22 protein-coding genes and 1 pseudogene are annotated in these 24,943 nt (G+C 60.3%); 4 read left to right on the top strand and 19 right to left on the bottom strand.

Features of this window, described 5'->3' with window-relative positions; all coding sequences use genetic code 11:
- Positions 1–124: 124 nt before the first annotated feature.
- The gene (locus ABLV49_RS10200; RefSeq protein ID WP_349281472.1) at positions 125–1,051 is read right to left on the bottom strand and encodes an FHA domain-containing protein; all 927 of its coding nucleotides are present in this window, start codon (positions 1,049–1,051) and stop codon (positions 125–127) included.
- A gap of 191 nt (positions 1,052–1,242) precedes the next feature.
- Here ABLV49_RS10200 and ABLV49_RS10195 point away from each other — a divergent pair, with 191 nt between their 5' ends.
- Positions 1,243–1,584 carry a hypothetical protein gene (locus tag ABLV49_RS10195; protein ID WP_349281470.1) on the top strand — a complete coding sequence of 114 codons (342 nt, stop codon included), beginning with the start codon at positions 1,243–1,245 and terminating at the stop codon, positions 1,582–1,584.
- A gap of 35 nt (positions 1,585–1,619) precedes the next feature.
- On the opposite strand, the gene ABLV49_RS10190 is transcribed toward ABLV49_RS10195, so the two are convergent.
- The 3 genes from ABLV49_RS10190 to ABLV49_RS10180 all read right to left on the bottom strand — a co-directional run bounded on the left by ABLV49_RS10190 (position 1,620) and on the right by ABLV49_RS10180 (position 4,200).
- Positions 1,620–2,579, bottom strand: coding sequence for an LD-carboxypeptidase (locus ABLV49_RS10190; protein ID WP_349281468.1), 960 nt, complete (start codon positions 2,577–2,579; stop codon positions 1,620–1,622).
- A 20-nt stretch (positions 2,580–2,599) separates the two neighbouring features.
- Positions 2,600–3,877, bottom strand: coding sequence for a tRNA adenosine(34) deaminase TadA (gene tadA / locus ABLV49_RS10185; protein WP_349281467.1), 1,278 nt, complete (start codon positions 3,875–3,877; stop codon positions 2,600–2,602).
- 65 nt (positions 3,878–3,942) lie between these two features.
- Positions 3,943–4,200 carry a hypothetical protein gene (locus ABLV49_RS10180; RefSeq protein WP_349281466.1) on the bottom strand — a complete coding sequence of 86 codons (258 nt, stop codon included), beginning with the start codon at positions 4,198–4,200 and terminating at the stop codon, positions 3,943–3,945.
- Positions 4,201–4,294: 94 nt separating this feature from the next.
- On the opposite strand from ABLV49_RS10180, the pseudogene ABLV49_RS10175 reads away from it, so the two are divergent.
- Positions 4,295–4,555, top strand: a pseudogene (locus ABLV49_RS10175) (DUF2397 family protein); the annotation flags it as partial.
- A gap of 293 nt (positions 4,556–4,848) precedes the next feature.
- Here the strand turns inward: ABLV49_RS10175 and guaA are convergent.
- On the bottom strand, positions 4,849–6,471 hold the full coding sequence (gene guaA / locus ABLV49_RS10170; protein ID WP_349281465.1) for a glutamine-hydrolyzing GMP synthase: 1,623 nt from the start codon (positions 6,469–6,471) through the stop codon (positions 4,849–4,851).
- A gap of 79 nt (positions 6,472–6,550) precedes the next feature.
- On the bottom strand, positions 6,551–8,020 hold the full coding sequence (gene guaB, locus ABLV49_RS10165) for an IMP dehydrogenase (protein ID WP_349281464.1): 1,470 nt from the start codon (positions 8,018–8,020) through the stop codon (positions 6,551–6,553).
- Positions 8,021–8,163: 143 nt separating this feature from the next.
- Between guaB and ABLV49_RS10160 the strand changes: the two genes are divergently transcribed.
- Positions 8,164–8,703 carry a DUF4124 domain-containing protein gene (locus ABLV49_RS10160; RefSeq protein ID WP_349281463.1) on the top strand — a complete coding sequence of 180 codons (540 nt, stop codon included), beginning with the start codon at positions 8,164–8,166 and terminating at the stop codon, positions 8,701–8,703.
- 21 nt (positions 8,704–8,724) lie between these two features.
- Here ABLV49_RS10160 and ABLV49_RS10155 read toward each other — a convergent pair whose 3' ends face one another.
- Positions 8,725–9,090, bottom strand: coding sequence for an RnfH family protein (locus ABLV49_RS10155; RefSeq protein WP_349281462.1), 366 nt, complete (start codon positions 9,088–9,090; stop codon positions 8,725–8,727).
- Entirely contained in the window at positions 9,077–9,523 is a 447-nt protein-coding gene (locus ABLV49_RS10150; RefSeq protein ID WP_349281461.1) for a type II toxin-antitoxin system RatA family toxin, read from the bottom strand. Before ABLV49_RS10150 ends, ABLV49_RS10155 begins: the two co-directional genes overlap by 14 nt.
- Positions 9,524–9,594: 71 nt before the next feature.
- On the opposite strand from ABLV49_RS10150, the gene smpB reads away from it, so the two are divergent.
- Positions 9,595–10,152, top strand: coding sequence for an SsrA-binding protein SmpB (gene smpB, locus ABLV49_RS10145; RefSeq protein WP_349281460.1), 558 nt, complete (start codon positions 9,595–9,597; stop codon positions 10,150–10,152).
- 106 nt (positions 10,153–10,258) lie between these two features.
- Here the strand turns inward: smpB and ABLV49_RS10140 are convergent, their stop codons facing one another.
- From ABLV49_RS10140 to ABLV49_RS10090, 11 genes are all read right to left on the bottom strand, one after another.
- Positions 10,259–11,389, bottom strand: a complete 1,131-nt coding sequence (locus ABLV49_RS10140) for an enoyl-CoA hydratase/isomerase family protein (RefSeq protein ID WP_349281459.1) — start codon at positions 11,387–11,389, stop codon at positions 10,259–10,261.
- Positions 11,386–12,261, bottom strand: a complete 876-nt coding sequence (locus ABLV49_RS10135) for a DMT family transporter (RefSeq protein WP_349281458.1) — start codon at positions 12,259–12,261, stop codon at positions 11,386–11,388. The genes ABLV49_RS10140 and ABLV49_RS10135 overlap by 4 nt, the downstream gene beginning before the upstream one ends.
- A 176-nt stretch (positions 12,262–12,437) precedes the next feature.
- Complete coding sequence (gene typA / locus ABLV49_RS10130) at positions 12,438–14,261, bottom strand: translational GTPase TypA (protein ID WP_349281457.1); 1,824 nt, start codon at positions 14,259–14,261, stop codon at positions 12,438–12,440.
- A 39-nt stretch (positions 14,262–14,300) separates the two neighbouring features.
- Positions 14,301–15,344 carry a tRNA pseudouridine(55) synthase TruB gene (gene truB, locus ABLV49_RS10125; protein ID WP_349281456.1) on the bottom strand — a complete coding sequence of 348 codons (1,044 nt, stop codon included), beginning with the start codon at positions 15,342–15,344 and terminating at the stop codon, positions 14,301–14,303.
- An 87-nt stretch (positions 15,345–15,431) separates the two neighbouring features.
- A complete protein-coding gene (rbfA, locus tag ABLV49_RS10120) occupies positions 15,432–15,800 on the bottom strand; it encodes a 30S ribosome-binding factor RbfA (protein WP_349281455.1) in 369 nt (122 codons plus the stop codon).
- Between the two features lie 79 nt (positions 15,801–15,879).
- Entirely contained in the window at positions 15,880–18,858 is a 2,979-nt protein-coding gene (infB, locus tag ABLV49_RS10115; RefSeq protein WP_349281454.1) for a translation initiation factor IF-2, read from the bottom strand.
- Positions 18,859–18,886: 28 nt separating this feature from the next.
- Positions 18,887–20,407, bottom strand: a complete 1,521-nt coding sequence (gene nusA / locus ABLV49_RS10110; RefSeq protein ID WP_349281453.1) for a transcription termination factor NusA — start codon at positions 20,405–20,407, stop codon at positions 18,887–18,889.
- A gap of 22 nt (positions 20,408–20,429) precedes the next feature.
- The gene (gene rimP / locus ABLV49_RS10105; protein WP_349281452.1) at positions 20,430–21,038 is read right to left on the bottom strand and encodes a ribosome maturation factor RimP; all 609 of its coding nucleotides are present in this window, start codon (positions 21,036–21,038) and stop codon (positions 20,430–20,432) included.
- 201 nt (positions 21,039–21,239) lie between these two features.
- On the bottom strand, positions 21,240–22,844 hold the full coding sequence (locus ABLV49_RS10100) for an ABC transporter ATP-binding protein (RefSeq protein WP_349281451.1): 1,605 nt from the start codon (positions 22,842–22,844) through the stop codon (positions 21,240–21,242).
- Positions 22,841–23,896, bottom strand: coding sequence for an ABC transporter permease (locus ABLV49_RS10095; RefSeq protein WP_349281450.1), 1,056 nt, complete (start codon positions 23,894–23,896; stop codon positions 22,841–22,843). The genes ABLV49_RS10100 and ABLV49_RS10095 overlap by 4 nt, the downstream gene beginning before the upstream one ends.
- 2 nt (positions 23,897–23,898) lie before the next feature.
- Positions 23,899–24,933, bottom strand: coding sequence for a microcin C ABC transporter permease YejB (locus ABLV49_RS10090; protein WP_349281449.1), 1,035 nt, complete (start codon positions 24,931–24,933; stop codon positions 23,899–23,901).
- Positions 24,934–24,943: the final 10 nt, after the last annotated feature.

Genomic DNA, 24,943 nt, shown 5'->3' with positions numbered 1-24,943 from the left:
TGAATGATTGGTGGCTGCTGTAAATCGCAAGCGACTGAATCACCCTCATGACTGGATGAAATAACCCGTTGCCGCTCGCCCTGTCTTCCTATACTGCTATCCATTAAATAGCACCAAGAATTGACTATGCGGCTGTTTCCTCAAGAAACCTAAACGTGACAGTAGGTACGGTGAAGTCTTCAAAAGAAGCGCCCAGTGCAATTTCTCCATCCAGCATCAACACACATTCCTGGCGACGCAAAGCCACGACAGCCTTGCTGTCGGAAAACCGCACCCAGGTTCCATAGCTGCTGAGATCTTCAAGATAGAACTTGCCGGAACGCCATTCGATCCGGGCATGTTTTCGCGAAACCCTGGGGTCTTGCACCACAAACTGGGCATCGGCATCACGGCCAAGAAACACAGGAAGCGCGGCAGCGGTAAACCTGGCACTGATGTCGAGCCAGGACAACTCGATACAGACAGGCTTCGCCTCGTCGCGCCGGTCCAGAGGCAAAGCCATCAGGCTGGCTGGCATCGTAAAAAGTTCAGAAAGCACCTCGTCCTGCCATTCAATACGATGCACAACGCACAACTCCGTGCGACCCCGGATGACCATGGGCCCCAGACAGCGCGCGCGGACCATGAAGTCGTCAGGCAGTTGCCGGATCACGGCTTCACTTGCCAGTGTCTGCTCGGAACCAGAAAGGTCGCTCAGGCGCGAAGCCAGATTGACAGCATCGCCATAACAGTCGCCGCTCTGCTCGACGACATCGCCACGGGCCATGCCCACCTGAAGCCGCATTTTGAGGGCATCGGGCCAATTGCGGATTCGGTCATGATGCACCCGGTGAAGCTCACTGGCCGCCTCTACGGCATGACGGCTCTCCTGAAACAGGATGAGAACACCGTCTCCAAGGTATTTCACGACGTGCCCGCCATGGTTTTTACAGACTTGGCCTATCCACTGCGTCAGCCGTGTGATTGCCTGGGTTGCCTTGGCATTGCCCAGCGCCTCAAAAAGGGCAGTGCTTCCGGTAAGGTCCGCAAAAACGACGGTAAGTTCTGCCATGGGCTGTCGAAGATGCTGGTGGTTGTTTGTTCAATTACAACATACGTATTTGTTTTAAACAGTTTTCGGCGGCAGGCAATTTCCGATAGGAGTTGTCAGATACATGACAGGAGTAGGATGTTTTATCAAATCCTGCACATACCTCTTCAGGAAACCGGTCCGATTCGGACAGACCGAAAGGTGTCAAGACTATGAATTGGCTCAACACTCAGCTAAAAAGCAGCCTGCTGGCCTTGCTGGGCTCTCATGCCATTACCCCGGGTATCCGCGAAGACCGCATAGAACAGATACGTCAGTCTATGCTGGATGAACTGGGTGAATTTGGCGAGACTCACTTTCCAAAGATTGTTGCTCGCGTGCGCTACGCGCTTGACGCGCAGGCTCTTTGGTTTATCCGCAGCGAAGTCATGTCAGTGCTGGGTGCCAGGTACGGTGAAACCATCGCCCGGGAAAAGATCAACCAGATCAGTAAAAATTTCATCGGCTTGCTGCCCAAGGGACTGATCTCGCGGCCAAGTTCATTCAGGGGCTGACGCAGAAAAAACTGCAAGGCCAAGCCGGGTTCAATTCAATGCCGATGGCCCCACAGCAAAAATGCATCCCGTCCTTCCACCGCCAAAGTAACCGGCAGCCCCACGGGAAGCAGTACCTTGGTTGCCACATGGCCAAACGGAAAGCCGGTGAATACTTGCGCGCTTACCTGGGTTTTCAGCCAGGCCACGACGCTGGCCAACTTGTAGCCCTTGTCGTGAGGTACCAGTTTGTAATTGCTGAACTGGCCGAAAATAATCGCTTTTTGCTGCGCCAGAATGCCGGCTTGCAGCAATTGCGCGAGCATGCGCTCTATCCGGTAAGGGTGTTCGCCAACATCTTCAATGAACAGGATGCCGCCATCAATGACAGGCAAATAAGGAGTTCCAACCAGCGATGCCAGCATGGCCAGATTACCGCCCCAAAGCACGGAATCATTGATGTGACAAGCATCATTTATGGCTTTTTCGCTGGTCTCATCTATGCTGCCAGCTATTGAATTAGTAGCAGCCTTTGGCATTCTCCAGCCACTGCCCTCCCCCTGCCCCGTGACCAGGTCGTCAAAACAGGCTTCCATGATGTCGTCAGCGCCGGCCAGTGCACCAAAATCTTCAGCCAGGGAAGGGCCGGCCCAAGTGACGGCGCCCGTTTTGGCCAGTAGCGCCATCTGGAATGCGGTGAAATCGCTAAAACCAACAAATTGCGTGCCTCCGGTAATGGCTTTTGCAACCGCGTTGTAATCGATCAGGGGCAGGATGCGTGTCAGGCCATAGCCGCCACGAGAAATGAGTGCTACATCGGCGCCGCTGCTGGCGGCCCGGTGAATGGCGGCAAGGCGTGTTTCATCGTCGCCGGCAAAACGCTGATGGGTTGACAGCGCTGCTTCGTCAACCTCGACCTCGTAACCCAATGCCGTCAGGCGCTTGAGGCCGCGCTTGAAAGCGGCTTTATCGCGTATGGCACTGGATGGGGAATAGATATAGATATGTTTTTTCACGGATGCAAGTATCCCATTGGCTATTCTTGATATGGTTTGTTCGTATATTTTTCTAAAAAACTAACGTGTAAATTACATTCATCGCGGCGATCACGCCAGAACTGTCCGGCTTCAGATGCAATGCCGTCGTGATTCCCCGAATCTGGTGCCATGGCAGCAAACGCACGCACTCCGGCGCGGTAGCTGTTGCCGGGAAATGGCGCTTCACAAGCGGCATCTGCTTCAGCACCTGCCGGCATGTCACAGGTGCCGTGCCGGCGCATCAAATCCCGCTCAGGCTGCATGCCGCCTGCTTGCTCCCACAGCAAAAAACCTTGACTTAGCGGCATGTATTCCCTCCCTGCCAATGGATCAGGGTTCATGAGCCGCAATCCCCGGTAGCGCAGCGGCGCGGCCAGGGGCAAGGTCAATCCAAGCAAAGCGCCCTGCCTGGGCAGCACCAGCACGATATTCTGCAGACCCAGCTTTTCCACCAACTCCAGCAGTATCTGGCGATGCCGCCTGAAGGTATGAAAGCTGTCTTTCTTGGGTTTGTCGCTTTTGCCAAAACCAATCAGGTCCGGTGCAACCACCCGGTGACCAGCCTGCAGCAAGGACGGGATCAGCCGACGAAAAGCATAGCTCCAGTCCGGGCTGCCATGCAGGCAAAGGTAGGTCAGGCGCGGCCCGCCGCCCTCCACGCCAAGCGCCTGTTCATCAAGATAATGCATCCGCAAGCCCTCAAGGGCCGGCAGATCGCTCAGGTAATGCGGCGCCCATGGATAAGCGGTCAAGCCGTCAAAAGCCGCGTCAGGAGTTCGAAGTGCATCATCGCGCAGCGGATGACGCTGCCGGGCCGCCTCGCGCTGGTCAGCGCGGCGCTGGCGAAAAAAGTCCTGCAGCAATACGCGGCCCGCCTCGGCCAGCACCCCGCCCTGCACTTCGGTCTGGTGATTCAACTGCGCTTGCGCAAACAGGTTGATGACCGAGCCGGCAGCCCCGGTTTTGGGTTCAGACGCCCCAAACACCACGCGTTTGAGCCGGGCGTTGAGCATGGCGCCGCTGCACATGGCACAGGGCTCCAGCGTGACAAACAGTTCGCACTCGTCAAGACGGTAGTTGCCCAAGGCCAGCGCGGCGGCGCGCAAGGCCATGATCTCGGCATGGGCCGTCGGATCATGGGCATCAACGGGTGCGTTGCGGCCAGTGGCAATCACCTTGCCCTGCCGGACGACCACTGCGCCCACCGGAACTTCCCCGAAAGCAGCCGCTACCCAGGCTTGCGCAAGGGCCAACTCCATAAAGGCTTCATCACTCATTTGCTATCTAAAAAGTAGCTGCTAAAGCATGACAGTATTGCGCAAAAGCCATTTTTTATGCCTATTTAAGGCTGATCACCTGGCAGGGGTCGGGGCTGCATGGCTGCTTCGACCGACTGCTTGATCTGCTGCTGGATTTGCTGGCTCTGGACTTGGGGCGTTGCGCCCGGCGAAGTGACCGGGAAAGTAACGCCCGAATCGACAAGCACTGGATTCTGCGGGCGGATCGGCGCTTTGGACAAGGCGCCCAACTGCTTTTTAGCCAATACGCCGACCACCACCAGCACGATCAGCAGGCTCATCAATCCAACAACAGCACGCATCTCAAGTCTCCCGGGGAATTGCCTGAAGCATAGTTCAAAAGCAGACTGAACCGCTGCCTGGAACTGCCCTAAGATTCTGGTCAAAGAGAACCCTATGTTGAGCACGCCACCTGAGACTGTCCTGTTGCAAACCAGCCCCCTCATGAGAGGCCACAATGATCGGGCCGTCAGCGCCGAGAAATCCGCGCTCTACCGCATCATCATGGACAGCTTCGCTAGCGCGAAACGCCAGTTCCAGCTGCACTTGCGGCCCAACGAGGTGCTTGCGGAAAGTCTGTGGTCAGGCCCGCCGCCGCGCATCGAGGAAGTCCAGTCCGCACTGGCGCAACTCGCCGAGTGGGGCAACCTCGAATCGCAGCCCGATATGGCCCGGTTTTCCACCCTCAGCGACTATTACCGGGCGCACTATCTGTACCCGGCTGTCGCAAGGCGGCGAGGCGGTGGAATCGGCGCTGGCGGTGTTCGAGCGAACCCTGCGCCACCGGGCCGAGTTGCAGACCGTGGCGCAGGAAGACATCGCCAGCGGCCTTCAAACCTTGCGACTACCTTGAACGCTTCATCGGCGACCTGGTTTCGCGCTCCGGCGCGATTGCGCAGCAGAGCGAGCAGCCATCCCCCGGTAAAACCGGTGGATCGCTGCTCACAGCCCTACTCCCACTCAATCGTCGCTGGCGGCTTGCTGCTGACATCGTAGGTCACGCGGTTGATGCCGCGCACTTCGTTGATGATTCGCCCCGACACCTTCTTGAGCAGCGCATAAGGCAGTTCGGCCCAGTCAGCGGTCATGAAGTCGCTGGTCTGCACCGCGCGCAGCGCCACCACGTATTCATAGGTGCGGCCATCGCCCATCACGCCCACGCTTTTCACTGGCAAAAACACCGTGAACGCTTGGCTGGTCAGGTCGTACCAGGTTTTGCCGGTTTCAGCATCCTTGAAGTTGCGCAATTCTTCGATGAAGATCGCGTCGGCCCGGCGCAGCAGGTCGGCATATTCTTTTTTGACTTCACCCAGAATCCGCACCCCCAGCCCCGGCCCAGGGAAAGGATGCCGATACACCATGTCGTGCGGCAAGCCCAGCGCCACGCCCAGTTCGCGCACTTCATCCTTGAAGAGTTCGCGCAGGGGTTCAAGCAGTTTCAGGCCCAATTGCTCGGGCAGGCCGCCGACGTTGTGATGGCTCTTGATGGAAACGGCTTTTTTGCTTTTGGCGCCTCCCGACTCGATCACGTCGGGATAAATCGTTCCCTGTGCCAGCCATTTCGCGCCTTTGTAAGCGCCGTCCAGGCCGGCCTTGAGCCGGGCGGCCTCGGCCTTGAACACTTCGACAAACTCGCGGCCGATGATCTTGCGCTTGGCTTCGGGGTCACTCACGCCGGTGAGGTGACCCAAGAACTGCTCGGCGGCATCGACGCGGATCACCTTGGCGTGCAGCTTGCCGACGAACATCTCCATCACCATGTCGCCCTCGTTCAGGCGCAGCAGGCCGTGATCGACGAACACGCAGGTCAGCTGGTCGCCGATGGCGCGGTGAATCAGCGCCGCAGCCACCGATGAATCGACGCCGCCCGACAGCCCCAGGATGACTTCCTCGTCGCCAACTTGCTGGCGGATTTTTTCAACAGCTTCGCTGATGTAGTCGCCCATGACCCAGTCGGGCCGGGTGCCGCAAATGTCCAGCACAAAGCGATTGAGGATTGCTGCCCCCTGCCTGGTATGCGTGACTTCAGGGTGGAACTGCACCCCGTAGAAGCGTCGCTCTTCGTCAGCCATGCCGGCAATCGGGCAGCTATCGGTGCTGGCCATGATCTTGAAGCCCGGCGGCATTTCCGTGACCTTGTCACCATGGCTCATCCAGACCGTGAGCATGCCCTGCCCTTCGGGCGTGGTGAAGTCGGCAATGTCCTTGAGCAGTGCCGTGTGGCCACGGGCACGCACATCGGCATGGCCGAATTCGCGCTTGTGGCCACTCTCAACCTTGCCACCCAGCTGGTGCGCCATGGCCTGCATGCCGTAGCAGATGCCCAGCACTGGAATGCCCAGTTCAAACACCACTTGCGGTGCCTTGTCTGTCGTTTCTTCATAGATGCTGGCGTGACTGCCCGACAAGATGATTCCCTTGAGTTGACCATCTTTGGCATAGTCGCGAATCCAGTCGTCGGTCACATCGCAAGGATGGACTTCGCAGAAAACATGGGCTTCGCGCACGCGGCGGGCAATCAGCTGGGTGACCTGGGAGCCGAAATCGAGAATGAGGATTTTTTGGTGCTGCATGAAGGACGCCTCAGGCGATGGTTCAGTCAAAAAAGAAAAAGGGCGTCTGCCACCAGACGCCCAGGATGCTTGGGGAAGCTTAATCAGCGCGGTAGTTCGGCGCTTCCTTGGTGATCTGCACGTCATGCACATGGCTTTCGCGGATACCTGCGGAGGTGATTTCCACAAATTCCGCCTTGTCGTGCATCTCTTCAATCGTGGCGCAACCGCAGTAACCCATGCTGGCGCGCAAGCCGCCGGCCATCTGGAAAACGATGCCGACCATCGAGCCTTTGTAAGGTACGCGGCCTTCGATGCCTTCGGGAACCAGCTTGTCGGCGTTCGGGTTGCCGGTGCTGGACTCCTGGAAGTAGCGGTCGGCGCTGCCCTGCTGCATCGCGCCGATGCTGCCCATGCCGCGGTAGCTCTTGTAGCTGCGGCCCTGGAACAAGATGACTTCGCCAGGCGCCTCTTCGGTGCCGGCGAACATGCCGCCCATCATCACCGTGCCGGCGCCTGCAGCGATGGCCTTGGCAATGTCGCCGCTGTAACGGATGCCGCCGTCGGCAATCAATGGAACGCCCGAGCCGCGCAAGGCGGTCGCCACGCTGTCAATCGCCATGATCTGCGGCACGCCGACACCTGCGACGATGCGCGTGGTGCAGATGCTGCCGGGGCCGATACCGACCTTGACAGCATCGGCACCGGCTTCCACCAGCGCCAGCGCCGCCGCGCCGGTGGCGATGTTGCCGCCGATCACGTCAATATGCGGATAGTTCTTCTTGACCCAGCGCACGCGCTCGATCACGCCATGGCTGTGACCGTGGGCCGTATCGACCACGATGGCATCCACCCCGGCCTTGACCAGCGCGTCAACGCGCTCCTCGGTACCTTCGCCGACACCGACCGCAGCACCCACGCGCAAACGGCCTGCAGAGTCGCGTGCGGCATTGGGGAAGTTGGTTTGCTTGGTGATGTCCTTGACGGTGATCAACCCCTTGAGTTCAAAGGCATCGTTGACCACGAGCACGCGTTCGAGCTTGTGCTTGTTGAGCAGGGCCTTGGCTTCGGCGGCAGACGTGCCCTCCTTGACCGTGATCAGCTTTTCGCGCGGCGTCATGATCTGGTGGGCCTTGACGTCGTAGCGGGTTTCAAAGCGCAGGTCGCGGCTGGTAACGATGCCCACGACCTTGCCGCCATCGCACACCGGAAAGCCAGAGATGCCGAGCTGCTCGGACAGTTCCAGTATCTGCAGCACGGTATGCTCGGGCGTGATGACCACGGGATCGCGCACCACCCCCGATTCATAGCGCTTGACCTTGGCCACATGCGCGGCCTGCTCCTGCGGCGTGAGGTTTTTATGAACGATGCCGATGCCACCCTCCTGCGCGATGGCAATGGCCAGCCGCGCTTCAGTGACCGTGTCCATCGCCGCTGAGACCAGCGGCAGGTTCAGGCGGATGTTTCGGGAAAACTGGGTGGAAAGCAGGGCGTCCTTGGGAAGGACCTGGGAGAACGCTGGCACCAACAATACGTCGTCGAAGGTGAGCGCTTTGCCGAGTAGGCGCATAGAGAAAGCTCCAAAAATACGATTGTACCTTTGACACCCACAGGCTCTGCATTCACCGCTGCCCGATACATTCAAGCCTTGTCAGCGCCCGCCTTGCAGGCATTCAGCAGAAAAAGTGCGGGACACGGAGATACACTTTCACGATGGACTTCAAATTTGCGACAAGAACCCTGATTCTGGCCATTGCCGGCAGCTCATTGGCAATGCCTGCCCTGGCGCAGTGGCAATGGATTGACAAGGACGGCCGAAAAGTCTTCAGCGACCGTGCGCCGCCAGCCGATATTTTGCAAAAAAATATCCTGAAGCAGCCAGGCAGCAAAACCCCTAGCCCTCCGTCTGGCACCGACACCGGGGCGACAGCACCCGCCCCCGCCGTGCTGGCTTCAGCGCCTGCGGGCAAAGCCAGCGCGCCCAAATTCTCGGGCAAGGATGCCCAGCTTGAAGCCCGCAAGAAGCAGGCGGATGATCTGGAAGCCGCCCAAAAGCAGGCGGAAGAAGAAAAAATGGCGAAGGCCAGGGCCGACAATTGCGAGCGTGCAAAAAAAGGACAAGCAACCCTGAAATCCGGCGTGCGGATCTCGGTTACCAATGCCAAAGGCGAACGCGACTTCATGGATGACGCTGCCAAGGCGGCAGAAACCAAGCGTCTTCAAGCCATTGCGGAGAGCGACTGCGGCAAATAAGCCGGCTGCGGGCTGGCTGCGTCAATAGCCGGCTTTTGCCCCGGGCCGTTTTTTCGTGAACAGCCCCGCGCTTTTGGCGCCCTGATGGTTAAAGCGCTCGCGCCTGGCCACTTTGGGATCGACCCGCAGAGTGCGGTAAATTTCTATCCGGTCGTTGTCATCCAGCGGATGGTCGAGCCGGGTTTTCCGGCCCCAGATACCGACCAGCAAGCGGTCTTTGCGCAGTTCCGCAAACTCCTCGAAGAGGCTGCTGCAGCCCAGCGCTTCTGCGACGGTTGCACCCGTCGCAAGCTCCAGCGCCCATTCGCGAACCTGGCGCGGGGCGGATGAATAAACCAGCGTGATCTTCAGGCGCGGACCGTCTGGGAGGTTTTCAGGTTTCGCCATAAACAACGGAAGCTCTTTTGACAAAGGCATCGACCAGGCTGCCAGCTATCTTGTCGAACACCGGGCCGACCAGCGCAGCCAGCATTCCATTGTCGAAGGCATAACACAAGGTGAACTCGACCTTGCAGGCGCGCTGACTGCCGTCGCCCAGGGGAAGAAAGAACCAGTGTCCTTCCAGCCTGGAAAAAGGCCCATCGATCAGTTCCAGATTGACCTTGCGGTCGGGTTCATGCGTGTTTCGGGTCGTAAAGCTTTGCTTGAGGCCCGCAAATGAAATACCGACCTTGGCAACCATGCCATGCGCATTTTCTTCCTGCACCGACGCACGGTCGCACCACGGCAAAAACTGCGGATAGCTGACAACATCGGTGACCAGAGCAAACATTTCAGCTGCGCTGTACCAGATAAGAACGGACTTGTGAACGGTTTTCATACAATCAAAGGCTGGGGGCAATTGTATGAGCCACAAGTGCTGCTTCGCCCCTTCGCTCCACTATCTTAGCCATGGCCACCAAAGAAGCATCCACCTCCAAAAAACCAGCCGCAGCCTCTTCCGGAAAACCGACAGGAAAACCCACCAGCAATCTTTCACCAAAAGCCGCAGCCGCCGCCATACGCATTGCCGACAACAAGAAAGCCACCTTCAACTACCACATTGAAGAGCGCTTTGAAGCGGGCATGGTGCTCGAAGGCTGGGAAGTCAAGTCGGTGCGCGAAGGCAAGGTGCAGCTCACCGACGGCTATGTGGTGATCCGCAATGGCGAGCTGTTCATCATCGGCTGCCAGATCAACCCGCTGGGCACGGCCTCCACCCATATCCGGCCTGACTCGGTGCGCACCAAGAAGCTCTTGATGCACAAGGACGAGATTCGCCGCCTGATTGGAAAGATTGATCAGAAGGGCTTCACGCTGGTGCCGCTGAACATGCACTGGAAGGCCGGCAAGGTGAAGTGCGAGATCGGCCTGGCCAAGGGCAAGGCCGAGCATGACAAGCGCGACACCATCAAGGACCGCGAAGGCAAGCGCGAAGTGGACCGCGCCATGAAATCCCGGAATCGTTGAAGGCATTTGTCCAGGGCAACCCGCGACGGGTTGATGCAGCTGGCCCGAGTTGGCCCGGCTGGTTTAACCCGCAGCTTGAATGAGCAGATAGCGAAGCCTGATCCGCCTACAGGTCGCGCAAAGGATGCGTTTGCGCACTCCACGGACTGGTGAAAAATGCATCAGCCATGCCCGGCTTCACGTCCTCAATGCGTGCCGGCTTCCATTGCGGCTTGTAGTCCTTGTCCACCGCCAGCGCACGGATACCCTCGACGGTTTCGCTTTCGGCGCCGGGCCGCAGGTGAAAACACTGGTAAACCATGTCCCGCTCCATGCGCAGGTCATCGGCCAGGCTCATGCCGCGCGCCTTGCGAATCTGCTCCAGCACCACATGCAGCATCAGCGGCGAACGCTTGCGCAAGGTCGCCGCCGTCCTGCGCGCCCAGCGATCCTCAGACTTTTCCAGCGCATCGACGATGTGCTTGACCCGCAGCAATGAGAAATATGCATCAATTTGGCCTGTTACGCTTGCTGGACGGGCGCTATCAGCTATGAATTTTGAAGCAATCCATTGGTCGGCCTCCGCCGCCGAACCCCAAGGCGTGGCACCCAGTTCGTCCCAGAGCACAGGCAGGGCGGCAGCCTCCAGCTTGACATCCGCCAGCCCATAGCCAATCGCCTCGTCGGCGCCAATCGTCTCGCCAGTCAGCGCCAGGTATTCGCCCACATGGCCGGGACAGCGGCTCAGGAAGTAGCCTCCGCCCACGTCAGGGAACAGGCCGATATTCGTCTCGGGCATGGCCATCTTGGTCCGCTCGGTGACGATGCGCACGCGCGCACCCTGGCTGATGCCCATGCCGCCGCCCATCACCACGCCGTCCATGAAGGCAATGTAGGGCTTGGGATAGGTCTGGACCAGGTGATTGAGGGTGTATTCCTCGGTGAAGAAATCGTCCAGCGCCGCATCGCCGGCCAGCGCCGCCTGATGGAAAAACCGGATGTCGCCGCCTGCGCAAAAACCGCCAAACAGGCTGTCGGGTGTGCCAGGGCGGCCGATCTTGTTGGTGCCGCGAATCGCCACTACCCGCACCTCCGGGTCGTCACGCCAGGCGCGCAGGATGCCGAGCAGTTCGCGCACCATCGGCAGCGACAGGGCATTGAGGGCCTTGGGCCGGTTCAGCGTGATCAGCCCGGCACTTCCCCGGCGCTCAACCAGCACATCGCCGGCCGCACCGATTTTCTTCATTTCTGTCGTCATGCTCTTTGTCTCCATCCAATCAATTCATTCACCACCAGCGCACCGATGACCAGCGAGCCGCCGGTCAGTACGCTGGAACCAGGCACCTCGCCGGCGCCCAGCCAGGCCAGCAGGATACCGAAAATCACTTCAAGCAAGGCCAGCAAGGCCACCTCGGGCGCCTTGAGAACGCCGGCGCACAGCACCGCCAGCACGCACGGAATCGCCAACTGGAACAGGCCGAGCACTGCCAGCAGGCCGATGTCGTGCGGCGTCGCCGAAAAGGGAAACGCCAGCGGCAAGGTTGCCAGCGACGAAAGCGCCGCGCCCATCAGCACGGCAGGCACCAGGTCGATCTTCTGGCCATGGGCACCGCCGTACTGCACCACCGTCCAGTTGCAGGCCCCCGCCAGCGGCACCATCAGCGCCACCAGCGTGCCGGCCAGCTGGCCGCCCAGGTCCATCTGGCCGCCATACATCCAGGCAATGCCGGCGCTGGCCAGCGCAATAGCCACCCAGGTGCGCGCGGGAATGCGGTGCCCGATGAAAACCCGCGCCATCAGCGCCGTGATGAACGGCCCCAGCGCCATGGTCACCAGCACATTGGCCACTGTGGTCAGCGTCAGCGCCACCATGAAGGCGGTGAACATCACGCTCCAGCAGACGCCCGACAGCCAGAGCGCCTTGCCGGCGTTGCGAATTTTGCTGAAAACCACCCGCCCCTGGAAAAAAGGCAGGATCACCAGCAGCGACGCCAGCGTGAAAAAGCTGCGCCAGAAGGTCACTTCAAAACTGCGCGCCGCCTCCAGCTGCCGCGTCACCACGCCGGCAATCGACCACATCAGCGTCACCAGAATCATCACCACCACCGCGCGGGAATGCGTCAACTTCATCAAACCCCCTGTAGTCAGATTAAAAAAGGCCGCTGGCGCTTTCTGCGCACAACGGCCTGGTTTCAAGTGCTCCCCGCCTCCACCAGCAGGGGCCGCGGAACCGGCTTTGCCGGGCCGCAGGCGCAGCGCCCCCTCGGGGGGCAGCGAACCACACGAAGTGGGGAGCGTGGGGGCTTTTACCTTCCAGCGCGCTTGCGCTCGCTTTCGGTCAGGTAACGCTTGCGCAGGCGAATCGACTTGGGCGTGATTTCGACCAGCTCGTCGTCCTCGATGAACTCGACGCCGTATTCCAGCGTGCATTCAATCGGCGGCGTGATCTTGATCGCGTCTTCCTTGCCGCTGACGCGGAAGTTGGTCAGCTGCTTGGTGCGCGTGGCATTGACCACCAGGTCGTTGTCACGGCTGTGGATGCCGACGATCATGCCTTCATACACCGGATCGTTGGCCTTGACGAACATGCGGCCACGGTCATCGAGCTTGCCCAGCGCGTAGGTGAAGATTTCACCGGCGTCCATGGAGATCAGCACGCCGTTCTTGCGTCCGCCGATGTCGCCCTTGTGCGGCTCGTAGCAGTCGAAAATGTTGGCGATCAGGCCAGAGCCGCGCGTCAAGTTCAGGAATTCGTTGGTGAAACCGATCAGGCCACGCGCCGGAATACGGTATTCGAGGCGCACACGGCCACGGCCGTCCGGCTCCATGTTGACCAGTTCGCCCTTGCGCTCGCCCAGCGCCTGCATCACGCCGCCCTGGTGCTGCTCTTCGATGTCGGCGGTCACCAGCTCGATGGGCTCATGCTTGACACCATTCACATCCTTGAGCAGCACACGCGGCTTGGAAACAGCCATCTCGAAGCCTTCGCGGCGCATGTTTTCCAGCAGGATGGTCAGGTGCAACTCGCCCCGGCCCATGACTTCAAAGATGCCTTCTTCGTCGGTTTCATTGACGCGCAGGGCCACGTTGTGCTGCAGTTCCTTTTGCAGGCGGTCCCAGATCTGGCGGCTGGTGACGTACTTGCCTTCACGGCCGGCCAGCGGGCTGGTGTTGACGCAGAAGTTCATGGTCAGTGTCGGCTCATCGACCTTGAGCATCGGCAGCGGCATCGGATTGGCCGGGTCGGTGATGGTCACGCCGATGCCGATGTCGGTCAGGCCGTTGATCAGCACGATTTCGCCGGGGCCGGCTTCGGTCGCCTGCACGCGCTCCAGGCCCTGGAAGGTCAGCACCTGGTTGATGCGGCCCTTGACAGCCTTGCCATCCGGGCCTTCCATCACGACCACGTCCATCATGGGCCTGATCGTGCCCTGGCTGATGCGGCCCACGCCGATGCGGCCCACGAAGGTCGAAAAGTCGAGTGCGGAAATCTGCAGCTGCAGCGGCGCGTCAGGGTCGCCCTTCTGGGCGGGCACGTGCTTGAGCACGGTGTTGAACAGGGCCGACATGTCGGGGCCCCACTGCTCGCCTTGCGCGCCTTCTTCCAGCGAAGACCAGCCGTTGATGCCCGAGGCATAGACCACGGGGAAATCGAGCTGTTCATCGGTGGCGCCGAGCTTGTCGAACAAATCGAACGTGGCGTTGATCACCTTGTCGGGATTGGCGCCCGGCTTGTCCACCTTGTTCACCACCACGATGGGCTTGAGGCCCAGGGCCAGCGCCTTCTTGGTCACGAAACGGGTCTGGGGCATGGGGCCTTCCTGCGCATCGATCAGCAGCACCACGCCATCAACCATGGACAGGGCACGTTCCACTTCGCCACCGAAGTCGGCGTGGCCCGGGGTATCGACGATGTTGATGTGCGTGCCTTCCCAGGTCACGGCGCAGTTCTTGGCCAGAATCGTGATGCCACGCTCTTTTTCGATGGCGTTGTTGTCCATCACGGTATCGACGACCTTTTCGTGCTCGGCAAAGGTGCCGGACTGGCGCAGCAATTGGTCAACCATGGTGGTCTTACCATGGTCAACGTGGGCGATGATGGCGATGTTACGGATCTGTTTATGACTCATGGTGGACTTTCTGGGGACTTGAAAAACGGTACTTGGGAATTAATGTTGAAAAGAGCCGGCATCCGTGGGTTCGGAGGCTGCGGCCATGGAAACTGGCATTAAAACTTCGGCAGCGTGCCGGGCCGATTGCAGGAGGATGTCCTGGACTTCAACCGGGCTCAGCAAGCGCTGGGGAATCAGTTCGTCGGCCGTGATATGGGCCGAGCCTAAAAATGCAGCCGGCTCGCGGCCATAAACCTGCACCAGCGGCGCGTCATCGCCCCACTGGCCCCGGCGCCGCAGGCCACTCAAAAAGCGCCCTGCATTATCAGCGTCGAGTGTGACAGACGGGTAGGCGGCCACCAGCGACTGCGGTGGCAGCAAACAGGCTTCGCGTTCAGCTTCAGTCATGGCTTCGAGCGCCGCCAGCGTCACGCATTGCGCCGCCGTGAACCCGCCGGTTTCGATCCGGCGCAAGGAACCCAGGTGCGCGCCGCAGCCAAGGGCCTCGCCGATGTCTTCACCCAGCGTGCGGATGTAGGTTCCCTTGCTGCAGCTTACTATTATTTTAATAGCTACTTGCGCCCGTGGGTCGTGCGCAAGAGCCATATTTAGCTTGAAAATCGTGATGTGTCGGGCTTCCCGCTCGACTTCGATGCCCTTGCGGGCGTATTCATATAAGGCCTTGCCGTCTTTCTTCAGCGCGGAATACATCGGCGGAACCTGCGCCAGCGGGCCGGTAAAGCGCTGCGTGATGGACGCCAGCAGCTCGGGCGTGATCTCCGGCACGGGCCGGGTTTCAATCACTTCGCCTTCGGCGTCGGCCGTGCTGGTTTTCTGGCCCAGCAGCAGCAGCGCCTCGTAGGTCTTGTCGGCGTCTAACTGCAACTGGCTGAACTTGGTGGCCGCGCCAAAGCACAGCGGCAACACGCCGGTAGCCAGCGGATCGAGCGTGCCGGTGTGGCCGGCCTTGTCGGCCCGCAGCAGCCATTTGGCTTTCTGCAGCGCCTGGTTGCTCGACAGGCCCAGCGGCTTGTCGAGCAGCAGCACGCCGTGGACGGGACGTCGCTGGATTTTCTGGCGGGGAGAAGATTTTGGGGTCATAAGGCTCCGACAGGCTAAGCGCCGGGCCTGCCCGAACGCTGGTTGGCACCGTTGTCCCCGAACCTGTCAGAGGGAAACGGCGCGAACTCAGTCGTCCTGGGCGCGGGAAGAAACCGCCTTGGCAATCAAGGCGTTCAGGTCGGCCGCACGTTCGGTGGTCTGGTCGAAATGGAAATGCAGGGTCGGCACCGTGTGCGTCATGAGACGCTTGAACAGGCCGTTGCGCAGGAAGCCGGCAGCCTGGTTGAGCGCGATTTCGCACTCTTTCGGGTCGCCGACCAGCACGCTGAAATAAATCTTGGCATGGGCATAGTCGGGCGTGACTTCGACCGACTGAACCGTCACCATGCCGACACGCGGGTCTTTCAACTCGCGCGCGATCAGTTCCGTCAGATCGCGCTGGATCTGATCGGCAACGCGAAAGCTGCGGTTGGGAGTGGATGATTTTTTACGCATGAAATGGGTGTCTGAAGTTGCAGTCCTGGTTTAAAATCGGCGGTCCGCCAGCCGTCAAGGCAGGCGGACCGCCGTGTTCTTACAAGGTCCGGGCGACTTCCTTGATTTCGAAGAACTCCAGAATGTCACCGACTTCGATGTCGTTGTAGTTCTTCAGGTTCAAGCCGCACTCGAAGCCTTCCTTGACTTCCTTGGCATCGTCCTTGAAACGCTTGAGCGAGTCGAGTTCACCGGTGAAGATGACCACGTTCTGGCGCAGCAAGCGCAGCTTGGCGGTGCGGCGAACCACACCGGCGGTGACCATACAGCCGGCAATCGAGCCGATCTTGCTGACCTTGAAGATATTGCGAATCTCGGCATTGCCGATGATTTCTTCCTTCTTGTCGGGCGTGAGCATGCCGGACATGGCGGCCTTGAGTTCGTCCACAGCGTCATAAATGATGTTGTAGTAACGGATCTCGATGCCGTTGTTCTCGGCCTGCTTGCGCGCCTGGGCATCGGCGCGGGTGTTGAACCCGATCAGCACGGCCTTCGAAGCAATCGCCAGATTCACGTCGGACTCGGAGATACCGCCGACGCCGGAGTACACCAGTTGCACCTTGACCTCGTCGGTCGAGAGCTTGAGCAGCGACTGCGCCAGCGCTTCCTGCGAACCCTGCACGTCGGCCTTGATGATGATCGGCAGCATCTTGACTTCGCCGGCGTTGATGTCGGAGAACATGTTCTCCAGCTTGGACGCCTGCTGCTTGGCCAGCTTGGTGTTGCGGAACTTGCCGGCACGGTAGGTGGCGATTTCGCGCACACGGCGTTCGTCCGTCATGACCATGAAATCGTCGCCGGCCTGAGGCACTTCCGTCAGACCCTGGATTTCGACCGGAATCGAAGGACCGGCGGTCTTGATCGGCTTGCCGTTTTCGTCCAGCATGGCGCGCACGCGGCCATAGGTCGAGCCAGCCAGCACCACGTCGCCGGCTTTCAGCGTACCGGACTGGACCAGCACGGTGGCGACCGGGCCACGGCCCTTGTCGAGGCGTGCTTCAATGACCAGGCCCTTGGCCAGGGAATCGACCGATGCCTTGAGTTCGAGCACTTCGGCCTGCAGCAGCACCTGCTCCAGCAGGTTGTCAATACCGGCGCCGGTATGGGCGGAGACGGGCACGAATGGCGAGTCACCGCCGAATTCTTCGGGCACGACGCCTTCGGTGACCAGTTCGCCCTTGACGCGCTCCAGGTTGATGCCGGGCTTGTCGATCTTGTTGATCGCCACGACGATGGGAACGCCAGCAGCACGGGCGTGCTTGATGGCTTCCTTGGTCTGCGGCATCACACCGTCGTCGGCCGCCACCACCAGGATCACGATGTCGGTGGCCTGCGCGCCACGGGCACGCATGGCGGTAAACGCCTCGTGGCCCGGGGTATCGAGGAAGGACACCATGCCGCGCGGGGTTTGCACATGGTAGGCGCCGATATGCTGGGTAATGCCGCCGGCTTCACCGGAGGCCACCTTGGCGCGTCGGATGTAGTCGAGCAGCGAGGTCTTGCCATGGTCAACGTGACCCATGACGGTGACCACTGGTGCGCGTGGCAGCGCTTCGGCCTGCTGGCCCTGCACATCGTCAGCGGTGAAGGCTTCCGGATCGTCCAGCGCGGCGGTCAGTGCGGTATGGCCCATTTCTTCCACCACGATCATGGCGGTGTCCTGGTCCAGCGGCTGGTTGATGGTGACCATCTGGCCCAGCTTCATCAAATGCTTGATGACTTCGGACGACTTGATGCTCATCTTGTGGGCCAGTTCGGACACCGTGATGGTTTCCGGCACATGGACCTCAAGCACCTTGAATTCGGTCGGTGCGACGAAATTCGACTCCGGACGCACATCGCGACCCGAGCTGCGACGGCCACGCGGGCCGGCGCGGAAATTGCCGCGACCCGGTACCACCGGAGCGCCACGGCTCGGGATGCCCTTTTTCTTGGCGGCGTCATCTTTCCAGGTCGAAGACAGGTTCTCGGACTTGACTTCCTTCTTGCCGGCGGCCCCCGGAGCTGCGGGTGCAGCAGCGGCAGGAACGGCAGGCTTTGCGGCACCCGGGGCAACGACTGGCTTGTGCAGCGTTCCCTTCATCGCAATCTTCGGGTCCACATGCGGAACCAGCACGCGTTTTGGTGCGGACAGCATGGCGCGAATGCCTGCGGCTTCGGCCTCGGCCTTGCGCCGGCGCTCCTGCAAATCCACGGCCTTGGCCGCATCGGCCTGGAATTCAGCGGTGGCCTTGGCTTTGGCGGCGGCCTGCAAAGAAGCGGTTTCAGCCGCTTTCGCAGTGGCGGCTTCGGCGGCCTTGCTGGTCTTTTCTGCAGCAGCTGTATCAATCACTTTTTGTGCTTCCACCGTAATGGCCGGAGCCGTTGGGGCTACCGGAGCCGGTTTGAAGATTTTACCAATCGTAGGCTTGACTTTTTTCGCAGCCTCTGCGGCCAAGGCAGCCGCTTGTGCAGCTGCTGCCGCCTGGGCTGCCGCTTCGGCCTGCGCTTTTTGCGCCGCCGCTTCACGTTCGCGCTCACGGGCCGCTTCCTGCGCAGCCTGCTCATCACGCAAACGGCGCTTTTCCGTCAGTTCTGCTTCCTGGCGGCGCAACAACTCGGCATGGCGGTTAGCCTCGTCTTCGCGGCGGACCAGTTCGGCATCTTCTGCGGCCTGAACCTGCGGCGCGACCAGCACTTCCGGCTGGGCTTCTTCAACCGGCATGTCAGAGCCGTCATCGCGCTTGATAAAGGTGCGCTTCTTGATCGTCTGGACAGGAATGATTCGGGCCCTGCCCGTTGAGTCTGCCTGCTTGATCTCGCTGGTGGACTTTTTCACCAGGGTGATCTTTTTGCGGTCAGCGGCGACCGTGCCATGGCTGGCATGCAGGTAGCCGAGCAGCTTTTGCTTGTCGGATTCCGACAAGGGATCGCTGGCCTGCACCTTGGCAACGCCTGCGCTGGTCAATTGCTCGATCAGGGTAGCGGGAGATTTATTCAATTCAGCTGCGAATTCAGCGACGGTAGTGGTACTGGACATATTTGGTTTTCCTGACTGGCCTCCATGATCACTGCTCTTGGGCTGCTGCGGGTGCAGCAGCGTCGCCAGCGCCATCGGTAAACCAATGGGCGCGTGCAGTCATGATCAGGGCTTTGGCCTCGTCCGCAGACTGGCCGGTTATATCGGTAAGCTCATCCACGGCCAGATCGGCCAGGTCGTCGCGGGTGGCAACACCCGCTTCGGTCAATTTGGCAATCAGCTCGGGCGTCAAGCCTTCAACGTCGCGCAGATTCTGCGAAACACCGCCGACATTTTCTTCCTGGGCGATTTCCATCGTCAAAAGAGCGTCTTTGGCGCGTGTGCGCAGCTCGTTGACGGTATCTTCATCGAAAGATTCGATTTCAAGCATTTCCTGCAGCGGCACATAGGCCACTTCTTCCAGGCTGGTAAAGCCTTCGGCAATCAGGATGTCGGCGATTTCCTGGTCCACGTCGAGCTTGGCCATGAACAGCTTGCGGCTGCTGTCGGTTTCGCTGGCCTGCTTTTGGGCAGACTCGTTGGCATCCATGATGTTGATCTTCCAGCCGGTCAGCTCGGACGCCAGGCGCACGTTCTGGCCGCCACGGCCAATGGCGATGGCGAGGTTTTCCTCATCCACCACCACGTCCATCGCGTGACGCTCTTCATCCACCACGATCGACGACACATTGGCGGGCGCCAGCGCACCGATCACGAACTGGGCCGGGTCTTCGCTCCACAGCACGATATCGACGCGTTCGCCGGCCAGCTCGTTGGTCACGCCATTGACGCGGGTGCCGCGAACGCCGACGCAGGTGCCGATCGGATCAACGCGCTTGTCATGCGACAGCACGGCGATCTTGGCGCGTGAGCCGGGATCGCGCGCGCAGGTCTTGATTTCAAGCAGGCCCTGCTCGATTTCAGGGACTTCCTGGCGGAACAGCTCAATCATGTACTCAGGCGAAGTGCGCGACAGGATGATGGGGGCGCCACGCAGCGTGGTGTCAACTTCCATGATCATGGCGCGGACACGGTCGCCGGTGCGCAGGTTTTCTTTTGGAATCATGTCGCTGCGGCGCAGACGGCCCTCGACACGGCCTGACTCCACGATCAGGTCGCCCTTGTCCATGCGCTTGACGGTGCCGACAAAAATCTTGTCGCCGCGCGACATGAAGTCGTTGAGCAGCATTTCGCGCTCGGCGTCGCGGATTTTTTGCAGGATGACCTGCTTGGCCGCCTGCGCGCCAATGCGGCCAATCGGCAGGCTTTCGACCGGCTTTTCGATGTAGTCGCCCTCTTCAATGTCGGGGATTTCGTCGCGCGCATCGGTCACCAGCTCTTCGGCTTCGGGATTTTGCAGGCCGGCCTCGTCAGCAACCACAAGCCAGCGGCGGAAGGTTTCGTAATTTCCACTGTCACGATCAACCGCAACACGGATGTCCACGCCATCGGCATAAACTTTCTTGGTGGCAGAGGCGAGCGCAAGCTCGACGGCGCCAAAGACGACGTCGCGTTCAACGTTTTTTTCACGCGAGATGGCATCAACCAACATCAACAGTTCGCGATTCATTTCACAAGCCTGCCTTTCTAAATTATTTATCTATGGATGTATCGGCAACAGATTTTGGTCTGCGGCCCTTGAAATCAACCACCGGCGCCAAACGCGCCTGATTGATTTCATCCAGCGTGAAGCCCAGCGCCTGCAGCGGCGCGGGAATTCGTTTCTTGCTGATTTTCTGGCCTGGCTTGACAGCAGGCTCGTCGCTCCAGACGATTTGCCAGCCTGGCTTGCCGTCCACCGGCTCAGCCCGCTCCAGCGTGCCACGGAATTTCTTTCGGCTGGCCGAGACGGTTGAACCGGCACTTGCAGCCACGCCAATCGGCGCCTTGAGCGTGATGTCGATCAGCTCGCCGGCAAAACGCTCGAAATCTTTTTCATTGCGCAGGGGCCGGTCGATGCCGGGGGAACTGACTTCAAGCCGCGAATACTCGGCGCCTTCGACTTCAAGCACGAACTGCAACTGGCGCGTGACCTTTTCGCAGTCCTCCGCGTTGATGAACTGCTCGGCGCCTGGGACCGTACCGGCAAGGTAAGGCATGTCAATCGTGACACGCAGCAAGCCGCCGCTGGTCCTCTCGATTTCTACCAGCTCGTAGCCCAGCCCGGTTACCGTTTGCTCAATCGTCTCTTGCAAAGCCATTCAGTCTTTCGTCCCTTTGATTACTTTTATCTACTTTTTGCCTGTGTGCAAAAACAAACGCCCAAAAAAAATGGGCGGTGAAAACCCGCCCATTTGGTCGTGTGAAGCGCGTATTCTAGCGTAAAGGGCGCTGCGAAGCAACCATTTTCATGCCCGTAATGCCTGCAAACGGCAACAAATGCAAGCCATCCGGCAGAGCCATCATCCCTGGGCAACCAATATCCGCGTGTAGGGATGGCACGGTGTGTCCAGCACCTCCAGCACGCTGCCCGATTCGACGATTTCGCCGTCTTTCATCACCATCACCTCGTGGGCCATGGCGCGGATCACGTCGATGTCGTGCGTGATCAGCAGATAGCTCAAACCGCGCTCCCGCTGCAGACGCTGCAGCAGCGCCAGTACCTGCTTTTGGATCGTCACATCCAGCGCACTGGTGGGTTCATCCAGCACCAGCAGGCCGGGGTTGATGATGAGCACCCGGGCAATCGCCAGCCGCTGGCGCTGGCCACCCGAAAACTCATGCGGGTAGCGCCTCAGCAAGCCCGGAAACTGCGCTTCGCCCATGCCCACATCGGCCAGGGATTGTTCGACGCGCACCCTTCTTTCAGCCAGGCTCAGCAAGGGCTCATGCACCAGCAGCCCCTCTTCCACAATCGCCTCCACCGTCATGCGCGGCGACAGCGATGAAAACGGATCCTGGAACACCACCTGGACCACCTTGCGGATGGCCTTGTCGCCAGCGGCCTGCCGGTTCCACGGCTGCCCGGCCGCCTGCAATTGACCGGAAAATTTCAACAATCCCAGGCTGGCCAGCGCCAGGGTGGACTTGCCCGAACCCGACTCGCCCACGATGCCCAGCGTCGTGCCGGGTGGAATGCTGAAACTGGCATCCTTGACGGCGACAAACTCGCCGCTTTTGAACCAGCCCTGAAAGCCCGGAACGGCCACCGGGTAAGCGACGCGCAAATGGCTGGCCTGCATGACCGGCGGGGAGTCCGCGCCAGCAACGCCAGCCGGCACCACATCACGCACCGGCTTGCTGTCAATCAATTTTCGGGTGTAGGCATGCCGAGGCCGGGCAAACACGTCGGCGACCATGCCCTGCTCGACGATATGGCCGTTTTCCATGACCGCAACCCGGTCCGCAAAGCGGCGCACCAGGTTCAGGTCATGCGTAATTAAAAGCACGGCCATGCCGTTGCGCCGCTGCAAATCACCGAGCAGGTCCAGAATCTGGCCGCGCAGCGTGACATCGAGCGCCGTGGTCGGCTCGTCAGCCAGCAGCAGTTTGGGCTTGCAAGCCAGCGCCATGGCGATCATGGCGCGCTGACGCTGGCCACCCGAGAGCTGGTGCGGAAAGGAATTTGCCCGTCGTTCTGGTTCTGTAATACCTGTATCTGCTAGTAATTTAATAGCTGCTTGCGCAGATGCAGCCTGCGCAAACCCCTCTTTTAGCTGTAAAACTTCAGCAATCTGGTCGCCCACGGTGAACAGCGGGTTCAACGCCGTCATCGGCTCCTGGAAAATCATGGCGATGTCCCGGCCGCGAATGCCGAGCAGCGCGCGCTCGGGCATGGACAACAGATCGCCCGGGCCGCCCGGCGCCTCAAACAGCGCCTGCCCGCTGATCGCCGCATCCTGGACCAGCCGCAGCAGGCTCAGCGCCGTCACGGTCTTGCCCGAGCCCGACTCGCCGACCAGTGCCAGCTTTTCGCCGGGCGCGATGGAGAAGTCGATGCCGCGAACGACTTCCTTGCCCGCGAAGGACACGCGCAGGTCTTTGACATCGAGGAGCGGACGGGTCATTGGTCGATCTTTCTCGGGTCCAGCGCATCGCGCAGGGCGTCGCCCATGAAGGTCAGCAGCAGCAGGGTGACAACCAGCACGGCAAACGTGGACAGTGAAATCCACCAAGCGTCGATATTGGCCTTACCCTGGCTCAGCAACTCGCCGAGGGACGGCGTTCCCGGCGGCACGCCCAGCCCCAGGAAATCCAGCGAGGTCAGCGCCAGAATGGCCGCGCTCATGCGAAACGGCAAAAACGTCACCACGGGCGTGAGGCTGTTGGGCAGGATGTGCCGCCACATGATCTGCAAATTGCTGACGCCCAGGGCCTTGGCGGCCCGCACGTAGTCCATCTGGCGGTTGCGCAAAAACTCGGCGCGCACATAGTCCGACAGCCCCATCCAGCCGAACAGGCTGAGCAGCACCAGCAGCAGCGCCACGCTGGGCGCAAAGATGGCGCTGAAAATGATCAAGAGGTACAACTCGGGCATGGAGCCCCAGATTTCCATGAAGCGCTGGCCGATCAGGTCGGTCCTGCCGCCCGCATAACCCTGGATGGCACCGGCAATCACGCCCATCACCACGCCGATAAAGGTCAGCGCCAGGCCAAACAGCACGCTGAGGCGAAAGCCGTAGATCAGTTGCGCCAGCAAATCGCGCCCCCGGTCATCGGTGCCAAACAGGTTGTCACGCGACGGCGCCGAAGGATTCGGGTCCTTGGCGAAATAGTTGATGGTGCGCGGCCCGTAGGGATTGGGTGGGTAAATCGCCCAGTTGCCGCCCTGCGTCAACTTGCCCTGGATGAACGGGTCCAGGTAGTCGGCAGGCGTGTCGAAGTCGCCGTCGAAGGTTTTTTCCGAATAATCCTTGACCAGCGGAAAGTACAGCTTGCCGTGGTAGCTCACCACCAGCGGCTTGTCGTTCGACAGCAGCTCGGCAAACAGGCTGAACAACACCAGCAGGCAAAACAGCACCAGGCTCCAGTAACCCAGCCGGTTGCGCCTGAAGCGCTGCCAGGCACGGCGGGAGGGCGAGACCGAGGGCGGCGACACGGGTGAAGAACTAATTTCCATGCTCAATCAAACTTCACGCGCGGATCGACCCACACATAGCAAAGGTCGCTGATGAGCTTGGTCACCAGGCCGATCAAGGTAAACAGGTACAGCGTTCCCAGCACCACCGGGTAATCGCGCCGGATCACGCTTTCATAGCTGAGCAGGCCCAGGCCATCGAGCGAAAACAGGGTTTCTATCAACAAGGAGCCGGTAAAAAAAGCCCCGATGAACGCGGCCGGAAAGCCGGTGATGATGGGAATCAGCGCATTGCGAAACACATGCTTCCACAGTACCTGCCGCTCGCTCAGCCCCTTGGCGCGGGCGGTCAGCACATACTGCTTGCGGATTTCCTCCAGGAACGAATTCTTGGTCAGCACCGTCGTCACGGCAAAGCTGCCCAGCACCATGGCCGTGATGGGCAGCGTGATATGCCAGAGGTAGTCGGTGATCCGGGCGCCCCAGCCCAGCGTTTCCCAGTTGGCCGAGGTCAGCCCGCGCAGCGGAAACCACTGCAATTGCCCGCCAAACACCACCAGCAGCGCCACGCCCAGCACAAAGCCCGGAATCGCATAGCCGACCAGCACCACCAGGGTGGTCACGAAGTCAAACCGGCTGCCCGCCCTGACCGCCTTGGCCACGCCCAGCGGCACGGCGATCAGGTAGCTGAGGAAAAACGTCCACAGCCCCAGGCTGACCGACACCGGCAGCTTTTCCTTGACCAGTTGCCAGACATCCTTGTGCTGGTAAAAACTGTTGCCCAGGTCAAAGCGAGCAAAGCGGCCCAGCATCTGGAAAAAGCGCTCATGCACCGGCTTGTCGAAACCGTACAGCGCCTTGATTTCCTCGATGCGCTCGGCATCGATTCCCTGCCGCCCCCGGTAGCCCGCCCCAGCGCTGGCGGCCCGTTCACCGCCCGAATCGCGGCCCTGCAGCTGCGCCACCATCTGCTCGACCGGCCCGCCCGGCACGAACTGCACCATGGCAAAGGTCAGCAACAAGACGCCGAACAGGGTCGGAATCATCAGCAGCAGGCGCTTGAGGATGTAGCTGGCCATGGAGGGTTTG

The organism is Polaromonas hydrogenivorans, assembly GCF_040105105.1.
Taxonomy (GTDB): domain Bacteria; phylum Pseudomonadota; class Gammaproteobacteria; order Burkholderiales; family Burkholderiaceae_C; genus Polaromonas; species Polaromonas hydrogenivorans.
This window is presented reverse-complemented; position numbering and strand designations above follow the sequence as displayed.